The organism is Streptomyces sp. AMJ-169, assembly GCF_055597585.1.
Map to the genome: position 1 here is coordinate 219,387 of NZ_JBVLTJ010000001.1, position 21,213 is coordinate 240,599.

Genomic DNA, 21,213 nt, shown 5'->3' on the forward strand with positions numbered 1-21,213 from the left:
CGCACTCGTGACGACAGTCATACTTCGGTGATAACTTCGAGGCGTGAGCCCCTTCACCGGATCCGCCCCGCGCACCCCGCGCTGGGAACACCTCCGCGTCGAGCGCGCCGACGGGGTCGCGGTCGTCACCCTGTCCCGGCCCGCCCGGCTCAACGCCCTCACCTTCGGCGCCTACGCCGACCTGCGCGACCTGCTCGCCGAGCTGTCCCGGGAACGGGCCGTGCGGGCGCTGGTCCTCGGCGGCGACGGCGACGGCTTCTGCTCCGGCGGCGACGTCGACGAGATCATCGGCGCCACGCTGGAGATGGACACCGCCCAGCTCCTCGACTTCAACCGGATGACCGGGCAGGTCGTGCGGGCGGTGCGGGAGGCGCCGTTCCCGGTGGTCGCCGCCGTGCACGGGGTGGCGGCGGGCGCGGGGGCCGTGCTCGCGCTGGCCGCCGACTTCCGGGTCGCCGATCCGACCGCCCGGTTCGCTTTCCTCTTCACGCGGGTCGGGCTGTCCGGCGGGGACATGGGGGCGGCCTATCTGCTGCCCCGGGTCGTCGGGCTCGGGCACGCGACGCGGCTGCTGATGCTGGGGGAGGCGGTGCGGGCGGCCGAGGCCGAACGGATCGGGCTCATCAGCGAGTTGGCGGAGGCGGGGCGGGCCGACGAGGCCGCGCTGGCGCTGGCGCGGCGGCTCGCCGGGGGGCCCGCGCTGGCTTACGCGCAGACCAAGGCTCTGCTGAGCGCGGAGTTGGACATGCCGCTGGCCGCTGCGGTCGAACTCGACGCGGCTACGCAGGCGTTGCTGATGAACGGGGCGGATTATCGGGAGTTCCACGCGGCGTTCGTGGCGAAGCGGGCGCCGAAGTGGCAGGGGCGGTGAGGGGGTTGGGGGCGCCGGATGGGCGGGGACCGGGCGGGTCGGCCATGCGGGTGGCGGTCGTAGGTGGTGGTCCCGGCGGTCTGTACGCGGCCGCGCTCCTCAAACGGCTGCGCCCCGAGCGGGAGATCACCGTCTGGGAGCGCAACGCCCCTGACGACACCTTCGGGTTCGGCGTGGTCCTCTCCGACGAGACCCTGGGCGGCATCGAGCACGCGGACCCGGTCATCTACGCCGCCCTGCGCAAGGAGTTCGTCCGCTGGGACGACATCGAGATCGCGCACCGGGGCCTGACCCACACCTCCGGCGGCCACGGCTTCGCCGCCCTCGGCCGCCGCAAGCTGCTGGACATCCTCCAGAAACGCTGCCAGGACCTGGGCGTCGACGTCCGCTTCCACACCGAGGCGCCGTATCCGGAGTGGCTGGCCGAGACACACGACCTGGTCGTGGCGGCCGACGGGGTGCACAGCCCGACCAGGGAGACGTTCGCGACGGTCTTCCGCCCTTCGCTGACCCCGCACCGCTGCCGCTACATCTGGCTGGCCACCGACTTCGCCCTGGACGCGTTCCGCTTCGAGATCGCGGAGACGGAGTTCGGGGTCATGCAGCTGCACGGCTATCCGTACTCCTCGGACGCGTCGACCGTGATCGTGGAGATGCGCGAGGAGGTGTGGCGGGCGGCGGGTTTCGAGGGCACGGACGACGCTGGTGTCCGCCTGGCTGAGATGTTCCCCGGCACCCTGCGCGGCCACCCCCTGTACTCCAACAACTCGGCCTGGACGACGTTCCGTACGGTCGTCAACGACCGCTGGTCGTACGGCAATGTCGTCCTCCTCGGCGACGCCGCCCACACCGCCCACTTCTCCATCGGCTCCGGCACCAAGCTCGCCGTCGAGGACGCCCTCGCGCTGGCCGGCTGCCTGGACGAACAGCCCGATCTGGCAACGGCGTTGACGGCGTACGAGGAGGAGCGCAAACCGGTCGTCGCCTCGACGCAGCGTGCCGCGCGGGCCAGTCTCGAATGGTTCGAGAACCTCGCCGCCTACACCGGCCAGCCGCCCCGCCGGTTCGCCTTCAACCTGCTCACCCGCAGCCGCCGCGTCACCCACGACAACCTCCGGCTGCGCGACGCCGGGTTCACCGCGTCCGTGGAACGGGAGTTCGGCTGCCCGCCCGGGACCCCGCCCATGTTCACACCGTTCCGGCTGGGCGAACTGACCTTGCGGAACAGGGTGGTTGTGTCGCCGATGGACATGTACTCGGCGGTCGACGGGGTGCCGGGTGACTTTCATCTGGTCCACCTCGGCGCCCGGGCGCTCGGCGGGGCGGGGCTGGTGATGACCGAGATGGTGTGCGTCAGCGCGGAGGGGCGGATCACGCCGGGCTGCACCGGCCTCTACTCGGACGTCCAGGCGGTCTCCTGGCGCCGGATCACCGATTTCGTCCACGCGCGGAGCCCCGGTACGGCGATCGGCGTCCAGCTCGGGCACTCCGGCCGCAAAGGGTCGACGCGGCTGATGTGGGAGGGGATGGACGAGCCGCTGGAGGAGGGCAACTGGCCTTTGGCGGCGGCTTCTTCGCTGCCGTACCAGCGGGGGAGCCAGGTGCCGCGCGAACTGTCCGTGGCCGAACTCGCCGATGTCCGCGAGCAGTTCACGGCCGCCGCCCGCCGCGCCGCCGACGCCGGCTTCGACCTCCTCGAACTGCACTGCGCGCACGGGTACTTGCTGTCGGGCTTCCTCTCGCCGCTGACCAACCGGCGGACGGATGCCTATGGCGGTTCACTGGACCGGCGGCTGCGGTTCCCGCTGGAGGTCTTCGACGCGGTACGGGAGGTGTGGCCGGCGGGGCGCCCCATGACGGTACGGATCTCGGCGACCGACTGGGCCGAGGGGGGTACGGGGGTGGCGGACGCGGTGGAGATCGCCCGTGCGTTCGCCGCGCACGGGGCTGATGCGATCGACGTCTCGACGGGGCAGGTCGTCTCCGACGAGCGCCCGGATTTCGGCCGCTCGTACCAGACCCCGTTCGCCGACCGGATCCGCAACGAGGTGGGGGTGCCGGTGATCGCGGTGGGCGCGATCTCGTCGTGGGACGACGTCAACTCGCTGATCCTGGCGGGGCGGACGGATCTGTGCGCCTTGGGGAGGCCGCATCTGTACGACGCCCAGTGGACGTTGCACGCGGCGGCGGAGCAGGGGTATGAGGGGGCGGGGGTGGGGTGGCCGGTGCAGTACGGGGCGGGGAGCCGGGCGCCGAGGACAGGGAGAGGAGACGGGGTCAAGGGGAGGGGGAGGAGCTGAGCTTTCGGAGCTGGGCCGGGAGGCCGGGCTGACTTGGCGCCGTCCCTTTGCCGGGGCTCAGCTCCTTGGCGCCGCCCCTCTCAGCCCCCCAACTCCACCATCCCCGCCGTCAACGTCGTCCCGTCCGCCGCGTCGAGCAGCAGGAACGCCCCCGTCCGCCGGGACGTCGCGTAATCGTCCACGGGAACCGGCTCGGCCGTGCGCAGCGTCACGCGGCCCAAGTCGTTCGTCGTCAACTCCGCCGGTCCGCCCAGGTCGTCGACGATCGCCTTCACCGTCCGCGTCGTGTGCTTCAGCAGCACCCGATCGCCCACCCGCAGCGGGCGGTCCGCCAGATGGCAGACGGAGGCCCGGATCTCCCGTGTGAGCGTGGGGACTTCGGGGCCCGCCGTCAGCATGTCCCCCCGGGATACGTCGAGTTGGTCGGTCAGGCGGACGGCGATCGACTGCGGGGCGTGGGCTTCCTGGGCGGCGTGGCCCAGGGCGTCCAGTGCGGCCACCGTCGACACCGCGCCGGACGGGTGGACCGTCACCCGGTCGCCGACCCGGAGTGTCCCGGACGCCAACTGGCCCGCGTACGCGCGGAGTTCGCCGTGCCGGATGACGTACTGGACGGGGAAGCGGACGGGGGCGTCGGCGGGGTCGGCGGCTACGGGGACCGTCTCCAGGAACTCCAGCAGGGGCGGTCCGTCGTACCAAGGCGTGTGGGGTGAGCGGGTCACCACGTTGTCGCCGGTCAGGGCCGAGACCGGGATCGCCGTGACGTTCTCCAGAGCCGTCTCGGCCTTGAACTGCCCGGTTATCTCGGCGAAGACGGGCTCGCTGTAGCCGACGAGGTCCATCTTGTTCACGGCCAGGACGAGGTGCGGGACGCGCAGCAGGGACGCCACCGCCGCGTGCCTGCTGGTCTGTTCGACCACCCCGTTGCGGGCGTCCACCAGGATGATCGCCAGCTCGGCGGTGGAGGCGCCGGTGACCATGTTGCGGGTGTACTGCACATGGCCCGGGGTGTCGGCGAGGATGAACCGCCGCTTGGGGGTGGCGAAGTAGCGGTACGCGACGTCGATCGTGATGCCCTGTTCGCGTTCGGCGCGCAGGCCGTCCGTCAACAGGGCCAGATCGGGGGCGAGTTGACCCCGGCTCTCGGACACCCTTGCCACGGCTTCGAGTTGGTCGGTGAGGACCGACTTGGAGTCGTGCAGCAGCCGTCCGACGAGGGTCGACTTGCCGTCGTCCACGGAACCGGCCGTCGCGAAGCGCAGCGTGTCGATCGTCATGACTAGAAGTACCCCTCGCGCTTGCGGTCTTCCATCGCCGCTTCGGACAGCTTGTCGTCGGCGCGGGTCGCCCCGCGCTCGGTCAGCCGGGACGCGGCGATCTCCGTGATCACCTGCTCCAGTGTCACCGCGTCGGAGTCGACGGCGCCCGTGCAGGACATGTCCCCGACGGTCCGGTACCGCACTTGTCGTTTCTCGACAGTCTCCGACGCCTTCGGCCCGCCCCACTCCCCGGCGGTCAGCCACATGCCGCCCCGCCGGAAGACCTCGCGGTAGTGGGCGAAGTAGATCTCCGGCAGCTCGATGCCCTCGCGGGCGATGTACTGCCAGACGTCGAGTTCCGTCCAGTTGCTGAGCGGGAAGACGCGTACGTGCTCACCCGGCGCGTGCCGGCCGTTGTACAGGTTCCACAACTCCGGGCGCTGCCTGCGCGGGTCCCACTGCGAGAACTCGTCCCGCAGCGAGAACACCCGCTCCTTCGCCCGCGCCTTCTCCTCGTCGCGGCGGCCACCCCCGAACACCGCGTCGAAGAGCTCCTTCTGGATCTTCTCGGTCAGCGGGAGGGTCTGGAGGGGGTTGCGGGTGCCGTCGGGGCGCTCGCGCAGCAGCCCCCGGTCGATGTACTCCTGGACGGACGCGACGTGCAGCCGCAGCGCGTGCTTCTTGACCACCCGGTCGCGGTACTCGATGACTTCGGGGAAGTTGTGCCCGGTGTCGACGTGCAGCAGGGAGAAGGGGACCGCCGCCGGGGTGAACGCCTTCAGCGCGAGGTGCAGCATGACGATGGAGTCCTTGCCGCCGGAGAACAGCAGCACCGGGTTCTCGAACTCCCCTGCCACTTCACGGAAGATGTGCACGGACTCGGACTCGAGCGCGTCCAGGTGGGACAGCGCGAAACCGCTCGGGCTCACACCAGCCCCCGCCCCGCCAGCAGCGCGAACACCGCGTCCGCCGACTCTTCCGGTGTCTGCTCCCGGGTCGTCAGCGCCAACTCCGGGTCCACCGGCGGCTCGTACGGATCGTCGACCCCCGTCAGCCCCTTCAGCCGGCCCGCCGCCTGCCGCGCGTACAGCCCCTTCACGTCCCGAACCGCGCACACCTCCACCGGAGTTGCGATGTGCACCTCCAGATACGGCGTCCCGCTCTTCTCGTGCCGCAGCCGGACCGCCTCGCGGCTGTCGGCGTAGGGGGCGATGACGGGGACGACGGCCAGCACGCCGTTGCGGGCGAGGACTTCGGCGACGAGGCCGATGCGCTGCACGTTGGTGTCGCGGTCCGCGCGGGAGAAGCCGAGCCCGGCGGAGAGGAAGCGGCGGACCTCGTCGCCGTCGAGGACCTCCACCCGGCGGCCCGCCGACTTCAGCCGCGCGGACAGGAGTTGGGCGATCGTCGTCTTCCCGGCGCTGGGCAGGCCGGTGAGCCAGACCGTGGCTCCTTGGGGCCTGGTCGTGCTGGTCATGCGTAAGGTCCTTTCGCGGCAGCCGAGTTGGGGCTCGCGCGGCCGGAGGTGCGGGGGAGTCAGGCGTGTTGTCGCTGAAGGCGGTTCAGGCCGCGTATCCCCAGGAGCGGCAGGTCGGCTTCAGGTCGGTGTGGATCTCGTCGTCGCCGGGGAGTTCGCGGCCCGGCTGGACCGTGCCGGTGCGGATGTTGTCCCGCCAGTCACCGAGGCCCCGGCGCAGTTCGGCGTCGCCCTTGCGGCCGTACTCGATCATCTCGGGCTCGTAGGCCAGGTCCAGGAAGTCGCAGACGCGGCGCATCTCCTTCTCCGGGTCGGCGGTGATGTCCTCGTAGCGCACGGTGTGGCCGTCGGCGAGGCGGGCGCGGGCCGCGTCGACGGCCTCGACGTGGCGCCGGGTGTCCTCGACGGCCTTCTCGTACGGCCGCTTGACGGGGTCGGACTCGTGCCAGGAGCGCGCGATGGACTCGGGGTGGCGCAGCAGGAAGAGGAAGCGGGCGTCCGGCCAGGAGTCGCGGATGCGTTCGTGGCAGAAGACGTTGCCGGGGGTCTTCTCGACGATGAACTCCTTGCCGGAGCGCAGCAGTTCGCGGTGGAGCACGCGGTCCCACAGCAGGTGCTCCAAGTCCCCGCGCGCCAGGCCGAGGTTCTGCATCGCGTACTCGGAGACGCTGCTGCCGTAGCCCACTTCGAGCCGGGAGATGTGCAGTTCGTGCGGGGCGCGCAGCCGGGAGTGGGTGTCCAGCATCATGCGCAGCAGCGTCGAGCCGGAGCGGACCGAGGAGATGATGAACACCGGGCGGCGCAGCAGCCGGTCGACCGGCAGTTCCTCGGCCGAGGGGCGGCGGTACGCCGGGGCGGCGGGCTTCGCCGCGGGCTTCTGGGGGGTGGACCGGGGCGCCCGCCGGACCTGGAGGCCGGTGGTGGCGGTGAGCGCCCGGTTCAGGCTGCGCTTGAGGCTCATGACCCGCAAACCTAGGTAAGGAGTCTGAGAGGAACTGTTAAGAAGGCTGAGGATCCGCTGAGGGGGAGGGGGCGTCGATTAATTTCACATGATGTTCATGCGGGGCCCTCTGGGGCCGGAGGGAGCGCGGGGGTCACGAAGGGGTCGGCGGGGATCACGAACTCCGCCCCCGCGTCCCGCAGCCGCCCGTGCAGTGCCCGGAACACCTCCGCCGAGCGCACCCCGGGCCAGTCCGGGGGCAGCAGCGCGGGCGGCAGGCCGGGGTCGGTGTACGGCAGCCGCCGCCAGGAGTCCAGCGCGAGCAGATAGTCCCGGTACGCCTCCTCCGCCGGGGTGTCCGCCCGCCGCCGCCAGGCCCGCAGCACCGGCTCGTGGGCGTCGAGGAACGCCCCGTGCTCCTTGGCGATCGCCGTCAGGTCCCACCAGCGGGTGACGGTCAGTGCGGTGGGCGCGAACCCGAGGTGCTCGCCGCGGAACAGGTCGACGTACGCGTCGAGGCCGAGCCGCTCCAGGGTGTGCCGGGTCTCGTCGTGCAGCCGGGCCGGCGCGATCCACACGCCGGGCGCGGCCGTGCCGAAGCCGAGGCCCGCCAGCCGGGAGCGCAGGACGTGTCGTTTCTGCCGCTCCGACTCGGGCACGGAGAACACGGCGAGCACCCAGCCCTCGTCGGCCGGCGGCGCGCTCGCGTAGATGCGGCGGTCGCCGTCGTCCATCAACTGCCGGGCCTCGGCGGACAGTTCGTAGCCCGCGGCGCCGCGTGCGGTGCGCGCGGGCAGCAGCAGGCCGCGCCGTTTCAGCCGGGAGACCGACGACCGTACGGAGGGCGCGTCGACGCCGACCGCGGCGAGCAGCCGGATCAGTTCGGAGACGGGTACGGGACCGGGGATGGAGCGGCCGTAGGCGCCGTAGAGCGTCACGATGAGAGACCGCGGTGCATGCTGGTCGGACACGTTGATCATCTTAGGTCTTCGGCATCAGCGCTGGTCACCTCCGGTGTCGTCAGGAAAACGCAGCCGGAACCGCTGGAGTTTCCCGGTCGCCGTGCGCGGCAGCGCGGCCGTGAAGCGGATCTCGCGCGGGCACTTGTACGGCGCCAGTTCCTGCTTCACGAACCCGCGCAGGGCTTCCGCGTCCCGCCGCGCGCCGGCCCGCAGGACGACGTACGCGACGGCGATCTGCCCGCGCTCGGCGTCGAGTTGACCCACGACCGCCGCCTCCAGCACGTCCGGATGGCGCAGCAGCGCGTCCTCGACCTCGGGCCCCGCGATGTTGTACCCGGCCGAGATGATCATGTCGTCGGCGCGGGCGACGTACCTGAAGTACCCGTCGGACTCCCGGACATACGTGTCCCCGGTGATGTTCCAGCCGTCGCGTACGTACTCCCGCTGCCGGGGGTCGGCGAGATACCGGCAGCCGACCGGGCCGCGCACGGCGAGCAGCCCGGGTGTGCCGTCCGGGACCGGCCGCCCGTCCGCGTCCTGCACCCGCGCCCGCCAGCCGGGCACGGGCAGCCCGGTCGTGCCCGGCCGGACCAGGTCGTCGGCGGCGGAGATGAAGATGTGCAACAGCTCTGTCGCGCCTATGCCGTTGATGACGCGCAGGCCCGTGCGCGCGTGCCACTCCCGCCAGGTCGCCGCCGGCAGGTTCTCGCCGGCCGAGACGCAGCGGCGCAGCGAGGACACGTCGTGCCCGGCGAGCCCGGCGAGCATCGCCCGGTACGCGGTCGGCGCGGTGAACAGCACACTCACGCGGTGCCGCCCGATCGCGGGCAACAGCTGTCTGGGGCCCGCCTGTTCGAGCAGCAGCGCACTCGCCCCGAACCGCAGCGGAAAGACGACGAGCCCGCCGAGCCCGAAGGTGAACCCCAGCGGGGGGCTCCCCGCGAACACGTCGTCGGCCGTGGGCCGCAGCACGTGCCGCGCGAAGGTGTCCGCGATGGCCAGCACGTCCCGGTGGAAGTGCACACACCCCTTCGGCCGCCCGGTGGTCCCCGACGTGAACGCGATCAACGCCACGTCGTCGGCGGCGGTTTGAACGGCTTCGTACGGTCCCGCAGGCGCCGTCCGCCGCAGCAGGTCGTCCGGCGCGTCCCCGCCGTACGGGGTGATCCGCAGCCCCGGCACCTCCGCCTTGACGAGATCGTCCAACACCCTTGCGTCGCACAGCGCGTGACTCACCTGCGCGATCTCACAGATGGCCTTCAGCTCATGCGCCCGCTGCTGCGCCAGCACGGTCACCACGACCCCGCCCGCCTTCAGCACCGCCAGCCAACAGGCCACCGTCCAGGGGGTGTTGGGCCCGCGCAGCAGCACTCTGTTGCCGGGTACGACGCCCAGGGGGCCGCTGAGGAGGTGCGCCAACCGGTCGACGTGGGCGCGGAGTCGGCCGTAGGTCCAGGTGGTCTCCGGGGTGTGGAAGGCGGGGCGGTCGTCGGGCTGTCCGGTCAGGAGGGTGGCCGCGCAGTTCAGGTGCTCCGGGTAGGCCAACTCCGGGAGGTCGAAGTGGAGTTCGGGCCACTGGTCCGGTGGGGGGAGGTGGTCGCGCGCGAAGGTGTCGAGATGTGCGGAGTGATCCATGACGGTTCCCCCCTTGCCTTGGCCGGCCTCGTGGTGGGGTCGCGGTTCGAGCGTAGCGGGTTGGTGACGATGGTCACCAGGGCGCGATAGTCTCGTGCGGGGGCTTCATGTCGGCGTGCGTGGAGAGGGGTTGTGCGATGTCGCTCGGACTCGACCGGGAACAGGTCGCCTGGAGCGCGGAGTTGAGAGAACTGGCGGCCGGTCGGCTGCGCCCGCTGGCGGAGAAGGGGGAACCGGGCCGCGTCAACCGCCCGTTGGTCGCGCACCTCGGCGAACTGGGCCTGCTGCGGCGGCTGTTCACCTCCGGTGCGCTCGAACTGTGCCTGATGCGCGAGTCCTTGGCCCACGGCTGCACGGAGGCGGAGACCGCACTGGCGCTCCAGGGGCTCGGCGCGTATCCCGTGCACGCGTACGGGAGTTCGGGGCAGCGGGGGCGCTGGATCGAGTTGGTGGCTGAGGGCCGGGCGGTGGCCGCGTTCGCGCTGAGCGAGCCGGGGGCGGGGTCCGACGCGGCTGCGCTGGAGCTGCGCGCGGAGCCTGATGGGGGTGGGGGGTGGCGGCTGAGCGGGGAGAAGAGCTGGATCTCGAATGCGCCGGAGGCTGATTTTTATACGGTGTTCGCGCGGACGGGGGAGGGGGGCGCTGGAGGCGGCCCGGCGGTGGCCGGTGCCGGAAGCCGTGCGGGCCGCAAGGGTGCCCGCGCGCGTGGCATCACCGCCTTCCTCCTCCCCGCCGGCCGCCCCGGGCTCACCGGGCGCCCCCTCGACATGCTCGCCCCGCACGCCATCGGCACCCTGTCCTTCGACGCCGTACCGGTCACCCCCGACGACGTCCTCGGTGAACCCGGCCACGGCTTCCGCGTCGCCATGGGCACCCTCGACCGGTTCCGCCCCAGCGTCGGCGCCTTCGCCGTCGGCATGGCCCAGGCCGCCCTCGACGCCACCCTCGACTGGACCTCCCGGCGCGACGCGTTCGGCGGCAAGCTGAAGGATCTCCAGGCCGTCGCCCACCAGGTCGCCGAGATGGCCGTACGCACCGAGGCGGCCCGCCTCATGGTTCACGCGGCGGCCCGCGCGTACGACGCCGGCGATCCGGACGTACCCCGCCGCTCGGCGATGGCCAAACTCCTCGCGACCGAGACCGCCCAGTACGTCGTCGACCGCGCGGTACAGCTGCACGGGGCGCGGGCGCTCCAGCGCGGGCACCTGCTGGAGCAGCTGTACCGGGAGGTGCGGGCGCCGCGGATCTATGAGGGGGCGAGCGAGGTGCAACGGGGGATCATCGCGCGGGAGTTGTACAGGGGGTTCGATGCGGGGAGGGGTGGGCCGGGTGAGCGTTGAGCGCCAGGAAGGGTGTCTTCGGTGAGCCTCGAACGCGTCAACCCCGGCGAACTCTCGCCCCCCACCGGCTTCTCCCACGCGGTCGTCGCCACCGGCACCCGGCTGGTGTTCCTCGCCGGCCAGACGGCCCTCGACGGTGACGGCAAGGTCGTGGGGGAGACGCTGCCGGAGCAGTTCGGGCGGGCGCTGGGGAACCTGCTGGCCGCGCTGGCGGCGGCGGGAGGCACGGCCGCGGAGCTGGCGCGGATGACGGTGTACGTCACCGACGTGGCCGCCTACCGGGCCGCCGCGCCGCAGCTGGGGCGGATCTGGCGGGAGCTGGCGGGGCGGGAGTACCCGGCGATGGCGGTCGTCGGGATCGTCCGGCTGTGGGACGAGCGGGCGGTGGTCGAGCTGGAGGGGGTCGCGGTGCTGGGGTGAGGGGGGCCGGGGGCCGGGGCGCGGATCAGGTACCGGGGTCGCAGGTCAGGCGGCCGGCAACCGGCCGCACCCGTGGTCACACCGCGACCAGCCGCACCGCAGGCGCGACCACCCTGCCGTCGGGCAGCAGCTCCCCGCAGTCGTCGAAGACCACGCGGCCGTCGCTCAGCAGGCTCCAGCCCTGCTCCGGGTGGGCGGCGACGACGTGTGCGTGCCGGGTGCCTGCGGGGCCGGGCTCGGAAAAGGGGTGGGAACTCATGGCGCACCTCCGCGTCTGGGGGAACGGTCCCCGCGGACCCTCCCGCATGTACAGACCATGCCCCTCCCACTAACGCATCGGAACAGATCCGCCGCGAGTGTGACAACTCCAGGACAACTCCGGGACGGACCCCCTATGTGCGGGGGCGCGGGGCCGGCGCGGCCGTTCAGTCGTACGACCATCCAGTCGCACCACCGTCCTTCGATGGTGTGGAACCCACGGGGTGCGGTTGACGCGCGGGGCGGTCGCGGGGCAGGCCGCCGGTACGAACCCCCGACCCTGGAGGCCCCCTCATGTCCCTGCGCCCCGCTCTCGGTGCGGCCGCCGCCGCGCTGCTGCTGTCGGCCGCCCCGGTGCCGGCCCTGGCCGCCCCCGGTGAGACCGTGACCGTCGACTCCGTCGGACAGGTCACCGCCGACGGCACCGTCACCCTCTCCGGCACCTACCGCTGCCTCCCCGGCACGGGCCCCGTCTTCGTCTCCTCCTCCATCAGCCAGGACTCACCGAACGTCCGCTACGGCATCGGCGGCGTCGCGGCCGTGTGCGACGGGGCCGAGCACGTGTGGCGCAACACCGGGAAACCGTCGCCCGTCGTCCTGCACGCCGGTCCGGCGAGCGTCGAGGGCACCGTGATGGAGCTGAGGGCGCAGGGAGGGCTGCCGCTGCCGTACTTCCATGCGAGGGCGGCGGCGCGGACGGTCACGTTGACGGCGAGCTGACCTGACCGTACGGCTCGGACGCTCTCGCGCGCAGCAGCCGCGGCGCCCACCGCCGCGCGAGCAGCATGCACGCGATGGCGCAGGCGGCGCCCAGGAGGAGGCCGGCCGCCGCGTCGTGCGGGTAGTGGACGCCCACCCAGACGCGGGAGACGGCCATCGCCAGGGCCGCGAGGACGGCCAGGGCGCCCAGCGCGCGGGAGACGAAGAGCAGGGCGACGGCGGCGGCCGCCGCGATCGTCGCGTGGTTGCTCGGGAACGACCAGTCGGTGCGCGCGGGGCAGGCGTCCAGCGTCACGGTGTGCAGGGTCCGGCAGGGCCGCACCTCCCGCACCGCGAGCTTCACCACCGAGGAGACCGCGAAGGCCGCGACCACGGCGACCGGCACGGCCATCGCGAGCAGCCCCGCCTCGGCGCCCGTACGCCGCGCGCGCCACCACGCGAGGACGGCGAGCAGCGCGAACAGGGCGAGGCCGAAGGACGACCAGGCCGACACCAGGCTGTCCAGCCACCCGGGGGAGCGCCCCGCGAGGTCCACGACGTCCCGGTAGACCCCGCCGTCGATCCCGGCGCCGTCGAGCGCGAGCGTCATCCGCGCGCCTCCCTGGGGGCGGCGGGCTGCGACCATGGGAGCGGAGATGCGGTCATAGGCGTACGTTCCTTTCCTGCGGACCTTGCGGGTCTTGCGCGCGGACGGACACCTGACGGGCCCGGCCACCGACTGACTACAATTCTGTAGACGGTCTACGACAATGTAGACGATCGCAGGGTGAGGATCGTTCCCATGAGAGACACCACCGACGAACGCCGCCCCCCAGGCGAGCTGGAAGCCGCCGTCCTGGCCGCGCTGTGGGCCGCCGGCGTGCCGCTCACGCCGTCCCAGGTCCAGTTCGAACTCGGCACCGGACTGGCCCGCACCACGGTGACGACGATCCTCACGCGGCTGCACGAGAAGGGCAGCCTGGAGCGCGAGCGCAACGGCCGAGGCTACGCCTACCGGCCCGCCCAGGACGCCCACGGACTCACCGCGCGGCGCATGCACACCGAACTGGACCGCGACGCCGACCGCGAGACCGTCCTCGCCCGCTTCGTCGCCCAGCTCAGCCCGGACGACGAGCAGGTGCTGCGCCGGCTGCTGGAGGAGGGGGACGTGCCCCGGTGATCGTCACATTCCTGCTGCTGCTCTCCCTGGCCCTGCCCTGGGCCGCGCCCCCGCTCGCCCGCCGCGTCCTGGACCGCTGCCGCCCCGGCGCCGCCCTGTGGACGCTCACCGCCTCCGCACTGCTCCTCGCGGGCGCGACGCTCGCCGCGCTGGGCACCCTCGCGCTGACGGGCCTGCTCGGGCTCCCGCCGTTCGCCGCCCTGGGCGAGCTGATCCACCCGCTGCGCGCCCCCTCGGGGCCCCTCACGTACCCCCTCGCCGCCGCCGCGACCGCCCTCCTGGCCTGCGCCGCCGCGCGGGTGTGCCGCACCGCCCTGAGGCAGACCGCCGCCCTGCGAGCAGCCCGCGCGCGGGCCGACGGCGCCGCCGCCGCGGGTGACCTGCGCGTGGTCGACGACCCGGCCCCCGACGCGTACGCGCTGCCCGGACGGCCGCCCCGGATCGTCGTCACCAGCGCGATGCTGCGCACGCTCTCCGCGCGCGAGCGCGAGGTGCTGTTCGCCCATGAGCGCGCCCACAACGCCGGCGGCCACCACTGGTTCCTCGCCCTGGCCGAACTGTGCGCGCCCGTCCACCCCGCCCTCGGCGCCCTGTGCGACACCGTCCGGCTGGCCGCCGAGCGCGTCGCCGACGAGGAGGCCGCCGCCGTCGTCGGCGACCGCAGGCTCACCGCCCGCGCCATCGCCCGCGCGGCCCTGGCCTCCGGTACGGGCCCGCGCCCGGTCGTCACGCCCGCCATGGCCACCGGCCCGGTCCCGCACCGCGTCACCGCCCTGCTCGGCCCCGTACGCCGCCCCACCCGCTGGCTCGCCGCCGCCCTCACCGCCTGCGCCCTGCTGACCTGCGCCACGGCCGCCACCTGTGCGGTCCGGGTGCATCAGAACATCGAGGTCGCGCAGGGGGAGAGGGGGCGCTGAGCCGGGCCCTGCGAGGCTGCCGGGCTGTCTCTCCGGCGGCCGCCGGAGAGCCCGTTCGGGTCACCTCGCCGGGTGCGGGAACTTTCCGGAACCCCGGACCGTCTACAGTGTCGTAGACCGTCTACAGGTTTGTAGTCGTCTGGAGGGTCCGGGCGGCCGCAGGGAAGGGACTCGTTTCGATGACCTCACTCGTGGGAGCCGCGTCGCAGCTCGCGGTGAACCCGCTCGACGCCCGGTCGCTGCTGGCCGCGTTCGGCGTCGTGGGCGTGGGCGTGGTGATGTTCGCCGAGACAGGGCTGCTCATCGGCTTCTTCCTCCCCGGCGACTCCCTGCTCTTCACGGCGGGCCTCCTGTGCACCGGCAGCGGACAGTACGGCGTACGGCTCTCCCTCGGCCCGCTGCTCGTCTCCGCCGCCCTCGGCGCGCTCCTGGGCGCCCAGTTCGGCTACCTGATCGGCCGCCGCGCGGGAGGCGCCCTCCTCGCCCGCTCCCGCTCCGCGCGGCTGCACGAGGGGGCGAAGCGCGCCGAAGAGCTCCTCTCGCGCTACGGGCACGCCAAGGCCGTCGTCCTGGCCCGGTTCGTCCCCGTCGTGCGCACCGTCCTCAACCCCCTCGCCGGCACCCTGGGCGTGCCCCTGAAGGTCTTCACCCTCTGGCAGGTCATCGGCGGCCTCGTCTGGAGCCTCGGCCTCACCCTCGCCGGGTACGCGCTCGGCTCCTCGATCCCCAACGTCGACCGCTACCTGCTGCCGATCGTCGCCGTGATCGTCGCCGTGTCCCTCCTGCCGCTCGCCGCCGAGCTGTACCGGGGGCGCAAGCAGGCGCGGGGGTGAGGGGGCGGTGACCCAAGGAGAGGTGGAGGAGCGTGCTGTGGACCGGGACGATGCCGCGCGGAAGGCCGCCGACGGCTCCGGCGGACGCCCGGTGAACCGCAAGGACCTCACCGAGCTGGCCGGCAGCGTCGGGCTCGGCGCGTGCGCGGGGTTCGCGATCCTCGCCTTCTTCGTCGAGGACGCCGCAGGCCCCCTCTCGCCCGACCAGGGCCTGTACGACTGGTCCGTCGCCCACCGGCCCGCGTTCGCCCTCGCGCTGGCCCGCGCGGTGACCGCCACGGGTACGGGCGCCGTTCCGTACGTCCTCGTCGTGCTCGCCGCCCTGATCGCCGGCCGGAGCCTGCGCGGGCGGCTGCTCGCGGCCGTGCTCGGCGCACTCTGCCTCGGCGCCGGGCAGGCCGCGCGCTACGGCGTCATGGAGTTCGCCCACCGGGACCGGCCGCCCCAGGCGGGCTGGGCGACCGGCGCGAGCGGCTGGGCGTTCCCCTCCGGGCACACCACCACATCCGCGATCGCCGCCGGCCTCCTCATCGGCGCCCTCACCCTGCGGGCCCCGCGCGCGGTCACCCCCCTGCGGATCGCCGTCGGCGCCTGGGCGGTCCTGGTCGGGCTGAGCCGGATCTATCTCGGTGTGCACTGGTTCACCGACGTCGTCGGGGGGTGGCTCTTCGCGACCGGGTGGCTGGCGTTGTGTCTGTACGGGGGCGCGCACCTCATCGGCGGGGGCGCGCAGCTCATACGGCTCACCGGTCCCGATACGCCACCTTCTCCGCCATCCGCGCCAGCCGATCACCCCAGCCTGCCGCCAAAGGAGCCTCCTCCAGGGCGACTTGAGAAGTGACGACCAGGCCGTCGATCTGGCGCTCCACCTCCTCGCGCACCCCCGACGCGTGCACGGCGGCGAGGAGGGCGGCCGGGTCCCAGGCACCCGCGCGGGCCTCGCCGACCAGGCGGGCGACCTCCGGGTCCCGGTCGGCGGCCAGGGCGAGCAGCAGGGTCATCTTGTGCTCGCTCACGTCGAGCCCGGCCGGCTTCCCCGTCGCCGCCGCGTCCCCGAACGCGTCCAGGAGGTCGTCCCGCAGCTGGAACGCCTCGCCCGCCGCCACCCCGTACCGCTCGAACACCCCGTGCAGATCGGGCCGTCCGGCGAGGGCGGCGCCCAGGGCGAGCGGGCGGTGGATCGTATAGCGGCCCGACTTGCAGACGGCGACCCAGCGCGCGAGGGCGGGGTCCGGGACGAACTCGGCGGCCAGCGTGATGTCGAGATGCTGGCCGATGATCATCTCGTTGACGAGGTCCGTCCAGATCTCCAGGGCGGGCCCGGGCAGCCCCGCGACGAGCCGGCCCGCGTACCCGAGCGCCAGGTCGCCCGCGAGGATGCCGACGCCCTCCCCGAAGCGGCGGTGCTCGCCGGCCCAGCCGCGCTCGGCATGCAGGGCGGCATGCTTGGCGTGCGCGGTCGGAACTCCGCGCCGGGTGGGGGAGTTGTCCATCACGTCGTCGTGCAGCAGCGCGAACGCGTGCAGCAGCTCCAGCCCCGCCGCAGCGGCGACCACCGCGTCCTCGTCCGGCTTCCGCGCCGTCCCGCCCGCCGCGAGATAGCCGCTGACGCAGAACGCCGGCCGCAGCCGCTTCCCGCCCGCCGCGACCAGCTCCGCGACGGCCTCCACCGGCACCGCGACCCGCGCGTCCACCGCGCCCCAGCGGGCGGCCTCGGCGCTCAGGAGGTCGTCTATACGGGCGCTCGCGCGGGCGAGGAGGCGGGTGAGGGTTTCGTCGGTGCTGGTCGGTTGCGCGGGGATCTTCGCGGCGGGCTCCTCCGGCTCTCCTTCCGCAGCAGCCCCCGCACCGCCCAACTCCCGTACCTCCCCCGCCCGTTCCAGCCCCGAAGGCATCCTGAACACCACGTCCTCCACCGCCGTCACCTCCGTCTCCACCTCCGTGAACCCCAGCCCGGACAGCCGTTCCAGGACCTGTTCCACCAGGATCTCCGGCACGCTCGCCCCCGCGCTCAGCCCGACCGTGCCGACGCCGGACAGCCACGCCGGGTCCAAGTGGCCCGCGTCGGGCAGGAGTCGGGAGCGCGTACCGGCGGCCCGCGCGACCTCGACCATGCGGACCGAGTTGCTGGAGTTGGGCGAGCCGACGACCAGGACGAGGTCGCTGCGCCCGGCGATCGCCTTCACCGCGTTCTGCCGGTTCTGGCTGGCGTAGCAGATGTCGTCCCCGGCGGGCCCCGCGAGCGCGGGGAACCGCTCGCGCAGCACGGCGACGATCTCGGCGGTGTCGTCGACGGACAGCGTGGTCTGCGTGAGGTACGCCGCCGAGGTCCCCGGCGCGAGTTGGAGCCGCCGCGCCCCCTCGACGTCCTCGACGACGACCGTCCGGTCCGGCGCCTCCCCGTACGTCCCCTCGATCTCCTCGTGGTCGGCGTGCCCGATGAGGATCAGGGTGTGATGGTCGCGCGCGAACCGGCGGGCCTCCTGGTGGACCTTGGCGACGAGCGGACAGGTCGCGTCGATGACGGTCAGTCCACGCCGAACCGCGTTGTCCCGCACCTGAGGTGACACACCGTGAGCCGAGAACACGCACACGGCGCCCTCGGGCACATCGCCCTCCGGCTCGACGAACCGGGCGCCGAGCGCCTCCAGTTGGTGCACCACGTACTCGTTGTGCACGATCTGCTTGCGGACGTACACGGGGGCGCCGTGGATCTCCAGCGCGCGCTCCACGACGGCGATGGCCCGGCGCACACCGGCGCACGAACCGCGCGGTTCGGCGAGGAGGACGCGGCGTGGGGTGGGCGGCATGGTTTCCTCTCGATGACTCGGAATGGTTCGAACGGGCGTCAGGTGAACCGGAGTTGGCGTGCCCGGCGTGAACAGGCGGCGCGGCGGGCCGAGTCGGCCGAGAGACTCCGGCCCCCTCACCCACCCCCCAGCGGATCGATCCCCATCTCCTCCGCGATCCGCATGGCCTCCTCGATCAGCGTCTCCACGATCTTCGACTCGGGCACCGTCCTGACGACCTTCCCCCGCACGAAGATCTGCCCCTTGCCGTTCCCGGAGGCCACCCCGAGGTCGGCCTCGCGGGCCTCGCCGGGCCCGTTGACGACGCAGCCCATGACGGCGACCCGCAGCGGCGCGGGGAAACCCGAGAGAGCCGCGTCGACCTCGTCGGCGAGCTTGTAGACGTCGACCTGGGCGCGCCCGCAGGACGGGCAGGACACGATCTCCAGGCCCCGCTCGCGCAGCCCCAGCGACTCCAGGATCTGAAGGCCCACCTTGACCTCCTCGGCGGGCGGCGCCGACAGGGACACGCGGATCGTGTCGCCGATGCCCTCCGCGAGCAACGCACCAAAGGCGACAGCCGACTTGACGGTCCCCTGGAACGCGGGCCCCGCCTCGGTCACCCCCAGATGCAGCGGATAGTCGCAGCGCGCGGCGAGCATCCGGTAGGCGCCCACCATGACGACCGGGTCGTTGTGCTTGACGGAGATCTTCAGATCCGTGAACCCGTGCTCCTCGAACAGCGAGCACTCCCACAACGCCGACTCCACCAGCGCCTCGGGCGTCGCCCGCCCGTACTTCTGGAGTAAACGCCGGTCCAGGGAACCGGCGTTGACCCCGATCCGGATCGGCGTCCGCGCCGCCTGCGCCGCCGCCGCGATCTCCTTGACCCGGTCGTCGAACTTCTTGATGTTCCCCGGATTGACGCGTACGGCGGCGCAGCCCGCGTCGATCGCGGCGAACACGTACTTGGGCTGGAAGTGGATGTCGGCGATCACCGGTATCCGCGCCTTGGCGACGATCCGCGGCAGCGCCTCCGCGTCGTCCTGGGTGGGCACGGCCACGCGGACGATCTGGCAGCCGGCGGCGGTGAGTTCGGCGATCTGCTGGAGGGTGGCGTCGACGTCGGACGTACGCGTCGTCGTCATCGACTGCACCGAGACGGGATGGTCCCCGCCGACGCCCACGGACCCCACCTGGAGCGGCCGGGTCCGGCGCCGCCTGGCCAGCGGGAGCTGAGGTGTTCCGAGGTCAACGTTCGGCACGGACGGCGCTCCTCGTGAGATGGCTTATGGAAAGGGCGAGTTGAGGGGCCGTCAGGCCCAGTTCGGCCAGGATCTCGGCGCGGTCGGCGTGCTCCAGGAACTCCTGGGGGATGCCGAACGTCCGTACCGGCACGGTGACTTCGGCGTCCCCCAGCGCGCGGGCCACGGCGTCGCCGACGGCGCCGACATGGCCGTTGTCCTCGATGACCACGACCCGGCCGTACGCCCGCGCCGCCGCGACCAGCGCGGGGTCCAGCGGCTTGACCCAGCGGGGGTCAACGACCGTGATGCCTATGCCCTGTTCGGCGAGGAGCCGGCCCGCCTCCAGGCAGACGGCGGCCATGGCGCCGACGCCGATCAGGAGGACGTCCGGCGGGCCCTCGTCCAACAGGACGTCACAGGAGCCGAGTTGGCCGACCGCCTCGATGCCGGGGCCGACCGGACCCTTCGGGAAACGCAGTGCCGTCGGGCCGTCGGTCACGTCCAGGGCCTCGCGCAGCAGCTCCCGCAGCCGGGCCCCGTCGCGCGGGGCGGCCAGCCGCAGGCCCGGGACCAGGTGGAGGATCGACAGGTCCCACATGCCGTTGTGGGAGGGGCCGTCGTTGCCGGTGACGCCCGCCCGGTCCAGGACGAAGGTGACGGGCAGCCGGTGCAGCGCGACGTCCAACAGCACTTGGTCGAAAGCCCTGTTGAGGAAAGTCGCGTACACCGCGAGCACCGGGTGCAGACCGCCCATGGCGAGGCCCGCCGCCGACGCCGCCGCGTGCTGCTCGGCGATCCCGACGTCGAACAGCCGCTCCGGATAGGCCTCGGCGAAGCCCGCGAGTCCGGTCGGGTGCAGCATCGCGGCGGTCAGCGCCACCACGTCCTCGCGCTCCGCCCCGATCCGCACCAGCTCCGACCCGAACACCGAACTCCAGGACTCAGACGGCTTGTTGAGCGGCTCGCCGGTCAACGGGTCGAAGGCGCCCGGCCCGTGGAAGCAGTCCTCCGTGTCCCGCACCGCCGGCGGATAGCCGTGCCCCTTCTCGGTGACGCAGTGCACGATCACCGGCCGCCCGAAGTCCCGTGCCGCGCGCAGGGATTCCTCGACCCGGCGCACATCATGGCCGTCGACCGGACCGACGTACTTCAGCCCCAGGTCCTCGAACATCGCCTGCGGCGCGAACGCGTCCTTGAGGCCCTTCTTCAGCGCGTGCAGCGCCTCGTACACGGCCGCCCCCGCGACCGGCGCCCGCGGCATGACGCGCTTCACGAACCCCAGCGCGCTCTCGTAGCCCGGGTCCAGCCGCAGCGCCGCCAGATGCGCGGCGAGTCCCCCGATCGTCGGCGAGTAGGAGCGGCCGTTGTCGTTGACGACGATCACCACCGGGCGGTCCTCGCCGGCCGCGATGTTGTTCAGCGCCTCCCACGCCATGCCCCCGGTCAGCGCCCCGTCCCCGACCACCGCCACCACCCGGCCGTCCAGACCGCGCAGCTGATGCGCCTTCGCCAGCCCGTCCGCGTACGAAAGGGCCGTCGACGCGTGCGAGTTCTCGATCACGTCGTGCTCCGACTCGGCGCGGCTCGGATAACCGGAGAGCCCGCCTTTCATCCGCAGCCGGTCGAATCCCGTGCGGCGGCCGGTCAGCAGTTTATGGACGTACGCCTGATGACCGGTGTCGAAAAGCAACCGGTCCCGGGGGGAATCGAATACCCGGTGCAGGGCGATGGTCAGTTCGACCACTCCCAGATTCGGTCCGATATGGCCTCCGGTACGGGACACCGAGGTCACCAGGAAGTCGCGGATCTCGGCGGCGAGTTCCGGCAGGAGGCCGGGTTCGAGCGCCCGTACGTCGGCCGGACCGTGCATCTTCTCTAGAATTCCCATGAGGATATGGCTCTTCCGTCGGGACTGCCGGGCTGCGGCCCCCACCATCGGCGGCGGGACTTGCCCCGGACTGCGCGGCGGATTGGTTTCGGCTTGGCGCCGGACGTACCGGGAGCGAAAGCCGGTCCGGCCCGCTGCGTTCGCGCCGCGCACCGCCGGTCACAGCCGCAAAGCGGAACGGAAGCGCCCCAGATAGCC

20 protein-coding genes are annotated in these 21,213 nt (G+C 72.8%); 9 read left to right on the plus strand and 11 right to left on the minus strand.

The features are described from left to right. Window positions 1-43 precede the first annotated feature (43 nt). Window positions 44-871, plus strand: coding sequence for an enoyl-CoA hydratase family protein (locus tag ACYUD3_RS00905; protein ID WP_470961854.1), 828 nt, complete (start codon window positions 44-46; stop codon window positions 869-871). A 44-nt stretch (window positions 872-915) separates the two neighbouring features. Next, entirely contained in the window at window positions 916-3,171 is a 2,256-nt protein-coding gene (locus ACYUD3_RS00910) for a bifunctional salicylyl-CoA 5-hydroxylase/oxidoreductase (RefSeq protein WP_470961857.1), read from the plus strand. A gap of 80 nt (window positions 3,172-3,251) precedes the next feature. Here ACYUD3_RS00910 and ACYUD3_RS00915 read toward each other — a convergent pair whose 3' ends face one another. The 6 genes from ACYUD3_RS00915 to ACYUD3_RS00940 all read right to left on the minus strand — a co-directional run bounded on the left by ACYUD3_RS00915 (window position 3,252) and on the right by ACYUD3_RS00940 (window position 9,444). Further along, on the minus strand, window positions 3,252-4,448 hold the full coding sequence (locus ACYUD3_RS00915; RefSeq protein WP_470961860.1) for a sulfate adenylyltransferase subunit 1: 1,197 nt from the start codon (window positions 4,446-4,448) through the stop codon (window positions 3,252-3,254). Window positions 4,449-4,450: 2 nt separating this feature from the next. Next, entirely contained in the window at window positions 4,451-5,359 is a 909-nt protein-coding gene (gene cysD / locus ACYUD3_RS00920; RefSeq protein ID WP_470961863.1) for a sulfate adenylyltransferase subunit CysD, read from the minus strand. After that, window positions 5,356-5,907, minus strand: a complete 552-nt coding sequence (gene cysC, locus ACYUD3_RS00925; protein WP_470961866.1) for an adenylyl-sulfate kinase — start codon at window positions 5,905-5,907, stop codon at window positions 5,356-5,358. The genes cysD and cysC overlap by 4 nt, the downstream gene beginning before the upstream one ends. Window positions 5,908-5,992: 85 nt before the next feature. Beyond that, window positions 5,993-6,868 (minus strand): sulfotransferase family protein, encoded by an 876-nt coding sequence (locus ACYUD3_RS00930; protein WP_470961868.1) that lies wholly within the window; start codon window positions 6,866-6,868, stop codon window positions 5,993-5,995. Between the two features lie 95 nt (window positions 6,869-6,963). After that, window positions 6,964-7,827: a PaaX family transcriptional regulator gene (locus ACYUD3_RS00935; RefSeq protein ID WP_470961870.1), complete on the minus strand. Its 864-nt coding sequence runs from the start codon at window positions 7,825-7,827 to the stop codon at window positions 6,964-6,966. Window positions 7,828-7,842: 15 nt separating this feature from the next. After that, window positions 7,843-9,444, minus strand: a complete 1,602-nt coding sequence (locus ACYUD3_RS00940) for an AMP-binding protein (protein WP_470961872.1) — start codon at window positions 9,442-9,444, stop codon at window positions 7,843-7,845. 137 nt (window positions 9,445-9,581) lie between these two features. Here ACYUD3_RS00940 and ACYUD3_RS00945 point away from each other — a divergent pair, with 137 nt between their 5' ends. Together ACYUD3_RS00945 and ACYUD3_RS00950 are read left to right on the plus strand one after the other, a co-directional pair. Next, window positions 9,582-10,784: an acyl-CoA dehydrogenase family protein gene (locus ACYUD3_RS00945; RefSeq protein ID WP_470961874.1), complete on the plus strand. Its 1,203-nt coding sequence runs from the start codon at window positions 9,582-9,584 to the stop codon at window positions 10,782-10,784. Between the two features lie 21 nt (window positions 10,785-10,805). After that, entirely contained in the window at window positions 10,806-11,204 is a 399-nt protein-coding gene (locus tag ACYUD3_RS00950) for a RidA family protein (protein ID WP_470961876.1), read from the plus strand. Window positions 11,205-11,280: 76 nt separating this feature from the next. Here the strand turns inward: ACYUD3_RS00950 and ACYUD3_RS00955 are convergent, their stop codons facing one another. Then, window positions 11,281-11,463 (minus strand): DUF5999 family protein, encoded by a 183-nt coding sequence (locus ACYUD3_RS00955; protein ID WP_470961879.1) that lies wholly within the window; start codon window positions 11,461-11,463, stop codon window positions 11,281-11,283. 293 nt (window positions 11,464-11,756) lie between these two features. Between ACYUD3_RS00955 and ACYUD3_RS00960 the strand changes: the two genes are divergently transcribed. Next, entirely contained in the window at window positions 11,757-12,182 is a 426-nt protein-coding gene (locus ACYUD3_RS00960; protein WP_470961882.1) for a DUF6299 family protein, read from the plus strand. Here ACYUD3_RS00960 and ACYUD3_RS00965 read toward each other — a convergent pair. Then, a complete protein-coding gene (locus tag ACYUD3_RS00965) occupies window positions 12,163-12,771 on the minus strand; it encodes a phosphatase PAP2 family protein (RefSeq protein ID WP_470961885.1) in 609 nt (202 codons plus the stop codon). The genes ACYUD3_RS00960 and ACYUD3_RS00965 overlap by 20 nt on opposite strands. Before the next feature lie 192 nt (window positions 12,772-12,963). Between ACYUD3_RS00965 and ACYUD3_RS00970 the strand changes: the two genes are divergently transcribed. From ACYUD3_RS00970 to ACYUD3_RS00985, 4 genes are all read left to right on the plus strand, one after another. Beyond that, window positions 12,964-13,341: a BlaI/MecI/CopY family transcriptional regulator gene (locus ACYUD3_RS00970; protein WP_470961888.1), complete on the plus strand. Its 378-nt coding sequence runs from the start codon at window positions 12,964-12,966 to the stop codon at window positions 13,339-13,341. Further along, a complete protein-coding gene (locus tag ACYUD3_RS00975) occupies window positions 13,338-14,258 on the plus strand; it encodes a M56 family metallopeptidase (RefSeq protein WP_470961892.1) in 921 nt (306 codons plus the stop codon). The genes ACYUD3_RS00970 and ACYUD3_RS00975 overlap by 4 nt, the downstream gene beginning before the upstream one ends. Before the next feature lie 179 nt (window positions 14,259-14,437). Next, window positions 14,438-15,091: a DedA family protein gene (locus ACYUD3_RS00980; protein ID WP_470961895.1), complete on the plus strand. Its 654-nt coding sequence runs from the start codon at window positions 14,438-14,440 to the stop codon at window positions 15,089-15,091. Between the two features lie 37 nt (window positions 15,092-15,128). Next, window positions 15,129-15,932 carry a phosphatase PAP2 family protein gene (locus ACYUD3_RS00985; RefSeq protein WP_470961898.1) on the plus strand — a complete coding sequence of 268 codons (804 nt, stop codon included), beginning with the start codon at window positions 15,129-15,131 and terminating at the stop codon, window positions 15,930-15,932. Here ACYUD3_RS00985 and ispH read toward each other — a convergent pair. From ispH to dxs, 3 genes are all read right to left on the minus strand, one after another. After that, window positions 15,835-17,901, minus strand: coding sequence for a 4-hydroxy-3-methylbut-2-enyl diphosphate reductase (gene ispH / locus ACYUD3_RS00990; RefSeq protein WP_470961901.1), 2,067 nt, complete (start codon window positions 17,899-17,901; stop codon window positions 15,835-15,837). The genes ACYUD3_RS00985 and ispH overlap by 98 nt on opposite strands. Window positions 17,902-18,017: 116 nt before the next feature. Next, window positions 18,018-19,145, minus strand: a complete 1,128-nt coding sequence (gene ispG / locus ACYUD3_RS00995) for a flavodoxin-dependent (E)-4-hydroxy-3-methylbut-2-enyl-diphosphate synthase (protein WP_470961904.1) — start codon at window positions 19,143-19,145, stop codon at window positions 18,018-18,020. Beyond that, window positions 19,132-21,015, minus strand: coding sequence for a 1-deoxy-D-xylulose-5-phosphate synthase (dxs, locus tag ACYUD3_RS01000; RefSeq protein ID WP_470961907.1), 1,884 nt, complete (start codon window positions 21,013-21,015; stop codon window positions 19,132-19,134). The genes ispG and dxs overlap by 14 nt, the downstream gene beginning before the upstream one ends. Between the last annotated feature and the right edge of the window lie 198 nt (window positions 21,016-21,213).